General features: G+C 69.6%; 11 protein-coding genes. All 11 read left to right on the top strand.

Annotated features, from left to right (window positions below; all coding sequences use genetic code 11):
- The first annotated feature begins 3 nt into the window (after positions 1 to 3).
- The 11 genes from AC07FN_RS27850 (at position 4) to rplW (ending at position 13,634) form a co-directional block, all read left to right on the top strand.
- On the top strand, positions 4 to 4,008 hold the full coding sequence (locus AC07FN_RS27850; RefSeq protein WP_478398276.1) for an ADP-ribosylglycohydrolase family protein: 4,005 nt from the start codon (positions 4 to 6) through the stop codon (positions 4,006 to 4,008).
- Entirely contained in the window at positions 4,005 to 5,648 is a 1,644-nt protein-coding gene (locus tag AC07FN_RS27845) for a TNT domain-containing protein (protein WP_478398275.1), read from the top strand. Before AC07FN_RS27850 ends, AC07FN_RS27845 begins: the two co-directional genes overlap by 4 nt.
- Positions 5,649 to 5,842: 194 nt before the next feature.
- The gene (locus AC07FN_RS27840; protein ID WP_452616347.1) at positions 5,843 to 6,097 is read left to right on the top strand and encodes a hypothetical protein; all 255 of its coding nucleotides are present in this window, start codon (positions 5,843 to 5,845) and stop codon (positions 6,095 to 6,097) included.
- A gap of 482 nt (positions 6,098 to 6,579) precedes the next feature.
- Positions 6,580 to 6,954, top strand: coding sequence for a 30S ribosomal protein S12 (gene rpsL, locus AC07FN_RS27835; RefSeq protein ID WP_009948619.1), 375 nt, complete (start codon positions 6,580 to 6,582; stop codon positions 6,952 to 6,954).
- Positions 6,954 to 7,424 (top strand): 30S ribosomal protein S7, encoded by a 471-nt coding sequence (rpsG, locus tag AC07FN_RS27830; RefSeq protein ID WP_010315434.1) that lies wholly within the window; start codon positions 6,954 to 6,956, stop codon positions 7,422 to 7,424. Before rpsL ends, rpsG begins: the two co-directional genes overlap by 1 nt.
- Before the next feature lie 77 nt (positions 7,425 to 7,501).
- Positions 7,502 to 9,604, top strand: a complete 2,103-nt coding sequence (gene fusA / locus AC07FN_RS27825) for an elongation factor G (RefSeq protein WP_452616348.1) — start codon at positions 7,502 to 7,504, stop codon at positions 9,602 to 9,604.
- Positions 9,605 to 9,826: 222 nt separating this feature from the next.
- A complete protein-coding gene (tuf, locus tag AC07FN_RS27820; RefSeq protein WP_093265650.1) occupies positions 9,827 to 11,020 on the top strand; it encodes an elongation factor Tu in 1,194 nt (397 codons plus the stop codon).
- Positions 11,021 to 11,663: 643 nt separating this feature from the next.
- A complete protein-coding gene (gene rpsJ / locus AC07FN_RS27815) occupies positions 11,664 to 11,969 on the top strand; it encodes a 30S ribosomal protein S10 (protein WP_009948626.1) in 306 nt (101 codons plus the stop codon).
- 35 nt (positions 11,970 to 12,004) lie between these two features.
- Positions 12,005 to 12,655 carry a 50S ribosomal protein L3 gene (gene rplC, locus AC07FN_RS27810; RefSeq protein WP_093265649.1) on the top strand — a complete coding sequence of 217 codons (651 nt, stop codon included), beginning with the start codon at positions 12,005 to 12,007 and terminating at the stop codon, positions 12,653 to 12,655.
- On the top strand, positions 12,655 to 13,338 hold the full coding sequence (rplD, locus tag AC07FN_RS27805; protein WP_132493038.1) for a 50S ribosomal protein L4: 684 nt from the start codon (positions 12,655 to 12,657) through the stop codon (positions 13,336 to 13,338). The genes rplC and rplD overlap by 1 nt, the downstream gene beginning before the upstream one ends.
- The gene (gene rplW, locus AC07FN_RS27800; protein WP_132493037.1) at positions 13,335 to 13,634 is read left to right on the top strand and encodes a 50S ribosomal protein L23; all 300 of its coding nucleotides are present in this window, start codon (positions 13,335 to 13,337) and stop codon (positions 13,632 to 13,634) included. Before rplD ends, rplW begins: the two co-directional genes overlap by 4 nt.
- Positions 13,635 to 13,640: the final 6 nt, after the last annotated feature.

Below are 13,640 nucleotides of genomic sequence, written 5' to 3'. Positions count from 1 at the left end.
GCGATGACCGACGCTCAACCGCCGCAGCTGTCGTGGGCCGAGCGATTCCGCGGCGCCATGCTCGGCGGGGCCGTCGGCGACGCGCTCGGCGCCGGCGTGCGCAACACCAGCACCGCCGAGCTCCAGCAGTGGTTCGGCCCGCAGGGCGTCGTCGACTACCTGCCCGTTTTCGGGCGGCGCGGCGCGGTCAGCGATCTGACCCAGCTCACCGTGTTCACCATGGAAGCCCTGCTGCGGGCGAAGGCCGTGAACCCGGTCGGCAACGGGTGGTTGCCGACCGAGTTCGTCTTCACCAACTACCTGCGTTGGCTGCACACCCAGGGCGTCCCGTGGGATTACGCGATGTCGGCGTACCTGTCGACGGAACCCGCGCCCAACAGCTGGTTGCTCGAACGGCCGGAGCTGTACTCGACCCGCAACCCGGAGGGCGCGGCGATTTCCCTGCTCGGGCGGATGGCCCGGCAGTCCCCGCTCGGGGCCGACGGCCTGCTGCGTCCGCCGACCGGCATCGACGGTTTGGCTGGCTGCGTGGCCTGGGCCGCGCCGGCCATGGTGTGGTCGAACGCGCCGGAGGCCGTGTACTCGACCGGCGCCGCGACCGCGAACCTGTTCACCTCCGCGCCGAACTCCGTCAGCGCGGCCGGCATGCACGCCGACGTGCTGGCCCAGCTGATCCGCGGGGTGCCGTTGTGGGACGCGGTGACCGCATCCGATCGCAACCGGCTCGGCAGCGCGTACCAGGTCCGCGAGGTCCCCGCCGACGTCCGGCGGACCGTGCACGCGGCGATGTTCGTCGGGCAGCGGGGCGTTCGCCCTTCTCCCTCGGACCTCGACATCGAGTTCGACACCTACAACAAGCCCGGTGAGCTCGGCATCGCGCTGGCCGCGGTGGGCAGCACCCGGAACTTCGCCGACGCGGTGCGGGTCGCCGTGAACCAGTCCAGCGACAGCACCGTCACCGGTGCGCTGGCCGGGCAGCTCGCCGGCGCGATCTACGGGCCGGGCGGGATTCCCGCGCAGTGGGGGGAAGAACTCGAACTGCGCGAGATCATCGAGATCCTCTGCGCGGACGCCACCGAAGCCTTCGCACCGCCACCGCCGCCGCAGTGGGCCCAGCGGTACGCGCCGAACAACCGGCCGCTCGGCGGACCCCGGGAACTCGCCGCCGGCACGCCGAACACCGTCGAAGGCTCCGCCGAGCAGACCATGATCATGCCCGCGATCACGGCCGCGCCGGACGACGCCGTCGACACGCCCCCGCAGGGCATCGCGCCGCAGAGCGCGCGCTCGGAGAGCATCGGGGCGCCGACGTTCCCGGCGGCCCGCACCGAACCCCCGGCGGAATTCACGGTGACCGACCCGTCGAGCACCGGCCCGATCCCGGTGCCGCGCCTGCTGTCGAACGGGGCCCCGGTGGAAACCACCGCGGTGTTCCCGGCGGTCGACACCCCGGCCGAGCAGGTCGACGCCGAACCGCAGATCGGGGCCTTCCCACCGCTGGCCGCTCCCCGCGCCGCGGCTCGGGCCCCGGAAGTCCGCGCGACGCCTGCCGAATCCCCGGCCGAGCCCGATTCGGCACCGGACGAGACGCAGGCCGCGGACCAGGCCTTCGCGCGGATCATCGTGCCGGAGCCCGACGACATCGCCGCCGAGCGACGTGCCGATGGCGCGGAGGTCGCTACCGGCGCCTTGGAAGAGGACGTCGCCGAGCAGGGGTTGAGCGTCGCCGGCACAGCGCAGGAGCCCGCGATGTCCACATCGCTGGGAGCCTTCGCAGAGGACGTTTCCGCCGAAGACCTGTCCGTCGCCGCGCCACCGGTCGAGCGCGAGCCGGTCGACATGGAGCCGCCCGCGCGTGCACCGATCGATCTCGAACCGACCGATTTCGACGCGACGCCTGGCGAAGACCTGGCGGACCCGCTCGAAGCGGACGCCGACCCGGCAGAAGCCGACGAGCCGGAGGCTGACGGGGCGGTCTTCCAGGCCTTCGCGGAGCCCTCGCTGACGGACGTCGAGCGGGTGGAGCCGTTCGGGCTGTCCGACGCATCCGATGCCGGAGAAGCGCGGGCCGACGAGCCCGTGCTCGGCCCCGACCACATCGCCCGGCCGAGCGTCCTCAAGCCGGTAGCGGAAGACACCGCGGTCGAGGAAGCCGAACCGGCACCCACCGAGCTCGAATCGGTGGAGCCGCTCGACGCCGACCCGGTGGAGCCCGGAGAGCGGGACGGCATCGAACCCGTCGCGGCGGAGGTCGAGACCGAGCCGTTGGGAGCCGATCACATCGCCCGGCCGAGCCTCGCCGAACCCACCGCGCCAGCCGCCACCGAGCTTGAAGACGTCGTGCTCCAGGACGTGGTGCGCGAAGATGCCGTGCCCGAAGGGCTCAAGGACGTCGTGCTCGATGACGGCGAGTCCGAAGATGCCGTGCCCGAAGACGCCGAGCGCGAAGAGGTCAAGCTGGAGGACACCGTCCTCCAGGACGCCGTGCTCGGAGAGCTCAAGCTCCAGGACGCCGTGCTCCAAGACACCGAGCGTGAAGAGGCCGACCTCCAGGGCGCCGTGCCCGAAGGCACCGAGCCGGAAGAGCGGGCCGAGGTCGGCGAGCGCGAACCGGCCGCCGAGCCGGAGACGCCGGACGTCGTCGAGGCGCCGCAGGCCGCAACCGAACCGAAGCCCGCGGAGCCCGCGGCGACGGTGCAGCCGATCGTCCGCGGCGAGCACGCCAAGGCCGACCGGCCCGACGACAGCGCGCCGTCGCTGACCGAGCGGGTGCTGGGCTGCTTCCTCGGCGGGGCGCTCGGCGACGCCCTGGGCGCCGACCTGGAGTTCATCACCGCCGAGGAGATCACCAAGCGCTTCGGCCCCGACGGGCCGAGCGGCCTGCGCGAGGCGTACGGGGTGCACGGCGCGATCACCGACGACACCCAGATGACGCTGTTCACCGCCGAGGGCCTGATCCGCGGCAGCGTCGCCGCCCGGATGCTCGGCGTCGAGGACCCGCTGCCCGAGGTCCAGCTGGCCTACCAGCGCTGGCTGCACACGCAGGGCGTCGAGTGGGATGCCGCCGCCGGGCGGTTCCTCGCCGACTACCCCGCGCCCGACGGCTGGCTGATCGAGGTGCCCGGCCTGTTCAAGACCCGGGCCCCCGGCAAGACCGTGTTCCGCGCGCTGGCCCGGTTCGGCGACGGCCAGCCGGCCGGCTCGTTCACCGAGAAGATCAACGACTCGAAGGGCTGCGGCGGCGTGATGCGCGCCGCCCCGGCCGCGCTGTGCTCCACCGATCCCGCCGAGGTGTTCCGGCTGGCCGCCCGCACCGCCGCGCTGACCCACAGCCACCCCGCCGGCTACCACTCCGCCGGGGCGCTCGCCGTGATCGTCCAGCAGGCGCTGCTCGGCCGCGGCCTCGACGACGGCGTGTGGCTGGCCCTGCAGGTCCTGGAGACCTGGGAGGACCACGAGGAGACCAGTGCCATGCTGAAGGCCGCCGTGGACCTGGCCGAGGCCGGTGTGCCGACGCCGCAGCAGGTCGCCGAGACGCTCGGCGGCGGCTGGGTCGGCGAGGAGGCGCTGGCGATCGCGGTGTGCGCGGCGCTGGTCGGCGGCGAGGACGTCGAGCTGGCGCTGCGGATCGCCGTGCACCACGACGGCGACAGCGACTCCACCGGTGCGATCTGCGGGAACATCGTGGGCGCGCTGCTCGGCGTCGGCGCCCTCCCGGTCGACTGGCTCGCGGAGCTGGAGCTGCGCGACGTCGTCGAGCAGGTGGCGCTGGACTGCGTCGCCGAGTTCGGCCGGGGCGCGTTCCAGCCGGGGCCGGCCGCGATCGAGCCGCCGACCGACGAGGACTGGAACGAGCGCTATCCGGCCCGCCCGCAGTGGTCGGTTCCGGAGCCCGCGCTGCGGACGGCCGGTGACGAGCCCGCCGCGGAGTTCCCGGCGCCCAAGCCCGCGCCGCGCCGCATCAACGGAGTCGTTCGCACCGAGACCTTCGAAGGGGAGGGCAAGTGATCCTCGGTACGCACATCCCGGGGTTGTACGGCGTCATCGACGGCGAACCCCAGCTGGTGATCGACCTGCGGGACGGCGGGGCGCGGATCAACGGCAGGCCCGATGCGATCCCGGTCGAGCAGGTGACCGCGGTGTTCTTCGAGCAGGAGGACGACGCCCACCCGGTGCGCCCGCAGTTCCCGGCGCCGGCGTCCTACGGTTCGGTGCCGGACCGGTCGGCGTTGCGGCAGGAACTGGTCGACTCGCTGCACGGCGCGCTCGCCGCCGCGCTGCCGGAAGGCTGGCGCGAGGCCCGGGTGAACTGCACGGCCCTGGGCACCCGGATCGAGATCACCGCGACCGTCACCACCGACGAAGAGCACCAGTGGATCCCGGCGCAGGAGGTCGTCGACGTGCTGCGCGGGCTCCGCAACGTCGAGTACCGCCCGGACACCGGTGCGTGGACCACGGCGAGCATCGCGATCAGCCGCGCCGGCGCCGACTACCGGACCGGGCACGATGATCCGCAGTGGACGCGCCCCGACGAGGGCTTCCGCGCCTACTACGACGAGCTGCGCTTCTACCCGCGGACGACGGCGCCGGACTGGCTGTTCGAAGCCGCGTGGCAGCACCACGCGGACAACCGCGGCGGCTTCCAGGTCCCCGACCCCGTCCGCATGGTCCAGGTCTTCGACGGCCGCGGCGCCGACGACCGACCGTTCGCGCACCGGCCCGTGCTGTCGTGGGCGGAGAAGCAGACGGTCCTGGACTACCTCTACGGCGGCGAGATCCTGCTGTCGGCCCCCGGCACCTCGGCGGACGAGGTGGACCCGCAGCAGCCGCCGGAGGTGCCCAAGCAGTTCCACACCGACGGCACCTGGGTGTGGCCGCTGGCGATGGCCTACTACCTGGGGGTGCACGACATCGCGCCGCCGCGCGACTTCCTCGAGCACGTCCGGCGCAACGGCCACCGGCCGCCGGAGGTCGTCGCCGAGCGCGCCGCGGCGGAGGCCAAGGCGCTGGTGCTGGGCGCCGACGCGGACGCGCTGGAGAACGTCCCGCCGGCCGAAGCGATCGCGCTGGCCAGGGGATTCATCGGCGCGATGGGCATGAGCCGCCGGTTCTACAGCTTCGAACAGCCCGTCGAGGGCGGCTGGTGCATGCTCCGCGAGCTCGACGGCTGGTGGGCGGTGTTCTGCGTCGACGGCGGCGCGGTCAAGAACAAGTCCCGGTTCCCGGAGCCGTTCTCCGCCGCCGCGCACCTGATCGGCGCGATGGCGCTGACCCGGGACCAGTTCCTGCGCGCGCCCGACGAGCCGCTGGCCGACTTCGAGTGCCCGATCCGGCCGCTGCCCGGCGAGCCGACGCTGGACGCCTACGACGACAAGTTCCTCGTCGACCTGCGCGCGGGTGACGAGGTCGACAGGTTCGGCGACCCGGCGGGCAACACGGTCTTCGTCGCGGGCACGACGCTGCCGCAGCGATCCGCGCCGCCGCAGCAGCCGGCCGGGGAATACCGCAAGTACCGGGTCCGGACCGGTTTCCAGGTGATCTCCGGCGTGGCGAAGCCGGACTTCGGCCAGGTCGGCGGCGGCACCGCCTTCGTCCTCCCGGCGGATGTGAGCGCGCTGGTCGCGGACGGCTGGCTCGCGGAGGTCTGACCAGACAGTCGGAACGACCAGCGGAAACACCTCCGCTCACCGGCGTCCGTTTGGTCCATCCGGGGGCGTGGACGTGGGCACGGCCGCCGGTACGCTCCCGCATGGCGATCTTCGGGGGCGACATGGCAGGAGGCCGCATTGGCAACGCTGCGCAGGGCCCTCCTCACCACGCCCGCCGGCCCCGGGGCGGCGTCATGAGGCCGGCGCGCGGAGTAAACCGGTACCTCGACTACTACGGCGATCCGCGGCCCATCCCGGACCTGGTCGGCCGGACGCCGCCGGAGGCGCTCGCGGTGGCCAACGCCGTCGGCGTGGAGGTCGTCGTCGGCGGCCCGGACGGCGACCCGCGCCCGCTGCGCCGGGACCACGGCCGCATCCAGCGCCAGCACCCGGCGGCCGGGCGGCCGATCGGGCAGGCCAGCTGGGTCGTGGTGTGGCCGGCCGAATGACCCGCTGGTGTGACCGATCTCGCTCCGCGGGAGGCCCTTGTCGGCCTGGGTAGAGTGTCCGGGAGGGAAGCCGCGAGCTCGCACCCCGAGGTGGCGCCGTCGTAGTGCCGGGTGATCGAGCAGGTCAAGGGGGACCCCGTTTTGACCCTCTGAGAACGGGGCAGGTATCTTTGTTTATCGGACCCGACACCCATCGGGTCGATCCGCATGCCCGTGCATGACGTGGTCGCCAGCCGCTGGTTGAGACCGCGCCAGCGCCGAGGATGTGTGGAACTCCTCTCGACAACCCTCTGGGGTCGTTCCCATTGGGGCGCATCGGCGCCGAAAGGCCGAGGAGCGGGCGACACGCCCGACCTCGTGGTGCGGGAGGAGTCCCGAAACACAGTGCCTGACAGGTGCTCGACGCCAGGGCACGCCGAAGCTCGAACGAGCGCCGCTTGGTCGAGTACCAGAAGACGCGAACGCTGACAGAAAGCCGGTCCATGCCCACCATCCAGCAGCTGGTCCGTAAGGGCCGCCAGGACAAGGTCGCCAAGACCAAGACTGCGGCGCTCAAGGGGAGCCCGCAGCGGCGTGGCGTGTGCACCCGCGTGTACACGACCACCCCGAAGAAGCCCAACTCGGCACTGCGCAAGGTCGCTCGTGTCAAGCTGACCAGCGGCATCGAGGTCACGGCCTACATCCCGGGTGAAGGCCACAACCTGCAGGAGCACTCGATCGTGCTCGTTCGTGGCGGCCGTGTGAAGGACCTCCCCGGCGTGCGCTACAAGATCATCCGCGGTTCCGCTGACACCCAGGGTGTGAAGAACCGCAAGCAGGCTCGCAGCCGGTACGGCGCGAAGAAGGAGAAGAGCTGATGCCCCGCAAGGGTCCGGCCCCGAAGCGGCCGCTGCACGCCGATCCCGTTTATGGCGCGCCGTTGGTCACGCAGCTGGTGAACAAGGTCCTCGTGGACGGCAAGCGCTCGCTGGCCGAGCGGATCGTTTACGCGGCGCTGGAAGGCTGCCGGGAGAAGACCGGCACCGACCCGGTCGTCACGCTCAAGCGTGCCCTCGACAACGTGAAGCCGACCCTGGAGGTCCGCAGCCGCCGCGTCGGTGGCGCGACCTACCAGGTCCCGATCGAGGTGCGCGCCGGCCGCTCCACCACCCTCGCGCTGCGCTGGCTGGTCGGTTACTCCCGGCAGCGCCGCGAGAAGACCATGGTCGAGCGCCTGATGAACGAGCTGCTGGACGCGAGCAACGGTCTCGGCGCGAGCGTCAAGAAGCGTGAAGACACGCACAAGATGGCGGAGTCCAACAAGGCCTTCGCGCACTACCGCTGGTGACGTCGGGTCGGCTCTTGCCCGCCTCGGCGCACCGATTCGACAGCTTGCACCTGCTGTAGGGAACGGGGAAGAAACTCGTGGCACGCGACGTGCTGACAGACCTGACCAAGGTCCGCAACATCGGCATCATGGCCCACATCGACGCGGGCAAGACCACCACGACCGAGCGGATCCTCTACTACACGGGGATCACGTACAAGATCGGCGAGGTGCACGACGGCGCCGCGACGATGGACTGGATGGAAGAGGAGCAGAAGCGGGGTATCACCATTACCTCGGCTGCTACCACGACCTTCTGGGGCGACACTCAGATCAACATCATCGACACCCCGGGCCACGTCGACTTCACGGTCGAGGTGGAGCGGTCGCTGCGCGTCCTGGACGGCGCGGTCGCGGTGTTCGACGGTAAGGAAGGTGTCGAACCGCAGTCCGAGCAGGTCTGGCGTCAGGCGGACAAGTACGACGTTCCGCGCATCTGCTTCGTCAACAAGATGGACAAGCTGGGTGCGGACTTCTACTTCACGGTTCGGACGATCGAGGAACGCCTCCACGCCCGGCCGCTGGTGCTGCAGCTGCCGATCGGCGCCGAGTCGGACTTCCAGGGCGTCGTCGACCTGGTCCGCATGAAGGCGCTGACCTGGCGCGGCGAGGTCAAGAAGGGCGAGGACTACGAGGTCGAGGACATCCCGGCCGACCTCGCCGAGAAGGCCGCGGAGTACCGCGAGAAGCTGGTCGAGGCCGTCGCGGAGTCCGACGAGGCCCTGATGGAGGCCTACTTCGGTGGCGAGGAGCTGACCGAAGAGCAGATCAAGTCCGGCATCCGCAAGCTGACCAACAGCCGCGAGGCCTTCCCGGTCCTGTGCGGTACCGCGTTCAAGAACAAGGGTGTCCAGCCGATGCTGGACGCGGTGGTGGACTACCTGCCGTCGCCGCTGGACGTTCCGCCGGTGCAGGGTCTGCTGCCCGACGGCGTCACCCCGGCCGAGCGCAAGCCGAGCACGGACGAGCCGTTCGCCGCGCTGGTCTCGAAGATCGCGGTGCACCCGTTCTTCGGCAAGCTGACCTACGTCCGGGTCTACTCGGGCAAGGTCGCCGCGGGCACCCAGGTCATCAACTCGACCAAGGAGCGCAAGGAGCGCATCGGGAAGATGTTCCAGATGCACTCCAACAAGGAGAACCCGGTCGATGAGATCCAGGCCGGTCACATCTACGCGGTGATCGGGCTCAAGGACACCACGACCGGTGACACCCTGTGCGACCCGGCGAACCCGATCGTGCTGGAGTCGATGACCTTCCCGGCTCCGGTCATCGAGGTGGCCATCGAGCCCAAGACGAAGGCCGACCAGGAGAAGCTCTCCACGGCGATCCAGAAGCTCGCCGAGGAAGACCCCACGTTCCAGGTCAAGCTGGACGAGGAGACCGGTCAGACCATCATCAAGGGCATGGGCGAGCTGCACCTCGAGGTGCTCGTCAACCGGATGAAGACCGACTTCAAGGTCGAGGCCAACATCGGCAAGCCGCAGGTGGCCTACCGCGAGACGATCCGCAAGTCGATCGACAAGTACGAGTACACGCACAAGAAGCAGACCGGTGGTTCCGGTCAGTTCGCGCGCGTGATCATCGGCCTGTCGCCGATCGAGCAGACGTCGGAGAGTGCGACCTACGAGTTCGAGAACAAGGTCACCGGTGGGCGCATCCCGCGCGAGTACATCCCCTCGGTGGACCAGGGCGCGCAGGACGCGATGCAGTACGGCGTGCTGGCCGGCTACCCGCTGGTCGGCGTGAAGGTGACCTTGCTCGACGGCCAGTACCACGAGGTCGACTCCTCGGAAATGGCCTTCAAGGTCGCCGGTTCGATGGCGCTGAAGGAAGCCGCCGCCAAGGCCTCCCCGGCGCTGCTCGAGCCCATGATGGCGGTCGAGGTGACCACGCCCGAGGACTACATGGGCGATGTCATCGGCGACCTGAACTCCCGCCGTGGTCAGATCCAGGCCATGGAGGAGCGCAGCGGTACCCGCGTCGTCAAGGCCCTCGTGCCGCTGTCGGAGATGTTCGGGTATGTCGGCGACCTGCGGTCGAAGACCCAAGGCCGTGCCAACTACTCGATGGTGTTCGACTCCTACGCCGAGGTTCCGGCGAACGTGGCGAAGGAGATCATCGCCAAGGCAACGGGCGAGTGACCCGGTGCCCGGTCGCGGCTGAGCCGGGACCGGGCACGAGGCAAACGCCTCGCGAAGGCGACCGGGGAGCAATCCCCTCCAGTTCGGCGGCGGACGGGCCGCCATCCCGCAAGGACGGTGTTCTTCCGGGATCGGGGGCCCACCCGTCACCTACCCGACAGGACTCCGCCTGGCACAACAAGTCGTACGGCGGAAAGTTAACAAGTCCAGGAGGACAATCCAGTGGCTAAGGCGAAGTTCGAGAGGGACAAGCCGCACGTCAACATCGGGACCATCGGTCACGTTGACCACGGCAAGACCACGCTCACCGCGGCCATCACCAAGGTTCTGCACGACAAGTACCCGGACCTGAACCCCTTCACGCCGTTCGACGAGATCGACAAGGCGCCGGAGGAGCGCGAGCGCGGTATCACCATTCAGATCGCGCACGTCGAGTACCAGACCGAGAAGCGCCACTACGCCCACGTGGACGCCCCGGGTCACGCCGACTACGTGAAGAACATGATCACCGGTGCCGCGCAGATGGACGGCGCGATCCTGGTGGTCGCGGCCACCGACGGCCCGATGCCGCAGACCCGCGAGCACGTGCTGCTGGCCCGCCAGGTCGGCGTTCCCTACATCCTGGTCGCGCTGAACAAGTCCGACATGGTCGACGACGAGGAAATCCTCGAGCTCGTCGAGATGGAGGTCCGCGAGCTGCTGTCGGCCCAGGAGTTCCCGGGTGACGACGTGCCGGTCGTCCGCGTTTCCGCGCTGAAGGCGCTGGAGGGCGACGCCGAGTGGGGCGCCAAGATCGTCGAGCTGATGGACGCCGTGGACGAGAACGTCCCGGACCCGGTTCGCGAGATCGAGAAGCCGTTCCTGATGCCGATCGAGGACGTCTTCTCCATCACCGGCCGCGGCACCGTGGTCACCGGCCGCATCGAGCGCGGTGTGGTCAAGGTGAACGAGGAGGTGGAGATGGTCGGTATCAAGGAGAAGCCGATCAAGACCACCGTCACCGGTGTCGAGATGTTCCGCAAGCTGCTCGACGAGGGTCAGGCGGGTGACAACGTCGGTCTGCTGATCCGCGGTGTCAAGCGCGAAGAGGTCGAGCGCGGCATGGTCGTCGTGAAGCCCGGCACCACCACCCCGCACACCGAGTTCGAGGCTCAGGTGTACATCCTGTCCAAGGACGAGGGTGGCCGGCACACGCCGTTCTTCAACAACTACCGTCCGCAGTTCTACTTCCGGACCACCGACGTGACCGGCGTGGTGACCCTCCCCGAGGGCACCGAGATGGTCATGCCGGGCGACAACACCGAGATGTCGGTCCAGCTGATCCAGCCCATCGCGATGGACGAGGGTCTGCGCTTCGCGATCCGCGAGGGTGGCCGCACCGTCGGCGCCGGTCGCGTCACCAAGATCAACAAGTGACGTGGCGAGGGCCCGCTCCCGTTCTTCGGGGGCGGGCCCTCTTGCTTTTCAGGTGACAAACCTGCCGAAGTTTCGTCTTCGAGGCGGCGAGGCCGCTCGGCCCCGGCCACCGGTGTCCGGGATCCCGCCACGGGGCCACCCGGACGAGGTGAGCCCGGCAACAGTTCTCCCGTAATGCCACCCCCGGTTTGGGCTGGATAAACGGGTGTGTCATCCTGTATGGGTTGCTCGTTCAGGGCGGCCGGGTTTTGAACTGATCGAAATCGAGAAGGTTCGAAGCGACGGCCGCTTTGCTGCGAGGGCCTCGCGCCCTTGTTCTGGTTCACCGGCTGTTCTCAGGCGGTGCTGGTGCCGCCGGTTCGCCGGCGGCGAGCCGAACAGGGCACAAGAAGGTGTACGGGCCGCAAGGCCCACCCCATCGGCGACGTTCGAGGGGACCGGTATGCGGTAGCCGGGCGACACGCCCGACCGCGTGTACCGGGCACCAGATACCTGAACAGGGGCGGACTGAGAGCTGTGGCGCCTCCCGGCATCGGGATGACGCAAGGCCGAGGCCGCGTGGGGCACCACCGCCCGCGAGGGTGCGGTGCACCCGCACCCAAGACGAAACCGCGGCACGAGACTAGAGGAACGGCAAGCCACTATGGCGGGACAGAAGATCCGCATCCGGCTCAAGGCCTACGACCACGAGGCGATCGACGCGTCCGCACGCAAGATCGTCGAGACCGTGACGCGCACCGGCGCTCGGGTCGTTGGGCCGGTGCCGCTGCCCACGGAGAAGAACGTCTACTGCGTCATCCGCTCCCCGCACAAGTACAAGGACTCGCGGGAGCACTTCGAGATGCGGACGCACAAGCGGCTCATCGACATCCTCGAACCGACGCCGAAGACGGTTGACGCGCTGATGCGCATCGACCTGCCGGCCAGCGTCGACGTGAACATCCAGTAAGCGCGGCGACGAGGTAGCTGGAGAGAACGAGACCTATGTCTGACAGGCAGATCAAGGGGATTCTGGGCACCAAGCTCGGCATGACCCAGGTCTTCGACGACCAGAACCGGATTGTCCCGGTGACCGTCGTCCAGGCCGGGCCGAACGTGGTGACCCAGATTCGGACCCCTGAAAAGGACGGCTACGCGGCCGTGCAGCTGGCGTTCGGCGCCATCGACCCGCGCAAGGTGAACAAGCCGCGGAGCGGCCACTTCGCCAAGGCCGGCGTCACCCCGCGCCGCCACGTCGTGGAGCTGCGCACCGCCGACGCCGGTGAGTACGAGCTGGGCCAGGAGCTCGGCGCGGACGTCTTCGAGGCGGGCGCGGTTGTCGACGTCGTCGGCACCAGCAAGGGCAAGGGCTTCGCGGGCACCATCAAGCGGCACGGTTTCCGCAGCCAGGGCGCCAGCCACGGTACCCAGGCCGTGCACCGCAAGCCGGGTTCCATCGGTGGCTGCGCCACCCCCGGTCGCGTGTTCAAGGGCATGCGGATGGCCGGGCGGATGGGTTCCGACCGCGTCACCACGCAGAACCTGAAGGTCCACAAGGTGGAGTCCGAGACCGGCCTGCTGCTGATCAAGGGTGCCGTCCCCGGCCCCAAGGGCGGCCTGGTCCTGGTTAAGAGTCCCGCGAAGGGTGGTGCGTGATGAGCCTGACGCTCGATGTCCGTACCCCGGACGGTAAGACCGACGGCACCGTCGAACTGCCCGCCGAGATCTTCGACGTGCAGGCCAACGTGGCGCTGATGCACCAGGTCGTGGTGGCCCAGCTGGCCGCCGCGCGCCAGGGCACGCACTCCACGAAGACGCGTGGCATGGTGTCCGGCGGCGGCAAGAAGCCGTACCGCCAGAAGGGCACCGGCAACGCCCGGCAGGGCTCCATCCGGGCCCCGCAGTTCACCGGTGGTGGCATCGTTCACGGGCCGCAGCCGCGGGACTACTCGCAGCGGACCCCGAAGAAGATGAAGGTCGCCGCCCTGCGCGGTGCCCTCTCCGACCGGGTTCGCGCCGGCCAGCTGCACGTGGTCACCGGCGTGGTCGGCGGCGAGACGCCGTCCACCAAGTCCGCCAAGACCGCGCTGCGGAACTGGACCGAGGCCAAGAAGGTTCTGATTGTGCTCAACCGCCACGAGGAGGAGAACTCCTGGCTGAGCCTGCGGAACCTGCAGAACGTGCACCTGATCGACCCCGGTCAGCTGAACACCTACGACGTGCTCAACAGCGACGACGTGGTGTTCACCAAGGCCGCGTACGAGCGCTTCGTCGCGGGCCCGGTCAAGGGCCGGTCGGTCAAGGCCGCCGCGTCTTCCGCAGAGGAGGCAGAGCAGTGAGCGCCGACCCGCGAGACATCATCCTTGCGCCGGTGATCTCCGAGAAGAGCTACGGGTTGCTCGAGCAGAGCCAGTACACCTTCCTGGTGGACCCGCGCTCGAACAAGACCGAGATCAAGATCGCGATCGAGAAGATCTTCGACGTCAAGGTCACCAGCGTCAACACGATCAACCGCAACGGCAAGCGCAAGCGTTCCCGCACCGGGTTCGGCAAGCGCAAGGACACCAAGCGGGCGATCGTCACCCTGTCGCCGGAGAGCAAGCCGATCGAGATCTTCGGCGGACCGGCCGCCTGACCGGTG

The sequence above is a fragment of the Saccharopolyspora sp. NPDC045941 genome (assembly GCF_056431445.1).
Note: the sequence above shows the minus strand (reverse complement) of the source record. Positions and strands in the feature narration are given on the sequence as shown.

Excerpts from the sequence above, each read along its gene's own strand:
- rplD (WP_132493038.1), top strand. The coding sequence starts at position 12,655 with ATGAGCCTGACGCTCGATGTCCGTACCCCGGACGGTAAGACCGACGGC.
- rpsG (WP_010315434.1), top strand. The coding sequence starts at position 6,954 with ATGCCCCGCAAGGGTCCGGCCCCGAAGCGGCCGCTGCACGCCGATCCC.
- AC07FN_RS27840 (WP_452616347.1), top strand. The coding sequence starts at position 5,843 with ATGAGGCCGGCGCGCGGAGTAAACCGGTACCTCGACTACTACGGCGAT.
- AC07FN_RS27850 (WP_478398276.1), top strand. The coding sequence starts at position 4 with ATGACCGACGCTCAACCGCCGCAGCTGTCGTGGGCCGAGCGATTCCGC.
- rpsJ (WP_009948626.1), top strand. The coding sequence starts at position 11,664 with ATGGCGGGACAGAAGATCCGCATCCGGCTCAAGGCCTACGACCACGAG.
- rpsL (WP_009948619.1), top strand. The coding sequence starts at position 6,580 with ATGCCCACCATCCAGCAGCTGGTCCGTAAGGGCCGCCAGGACAAGGTC.
- rplC (WP_093265649.1), top strand. The coding sequence starts at position 12,005 with ATGTCTGACAGGCAGATCAAGGGGATTCTGGGCACCAAGCTCGGCATG.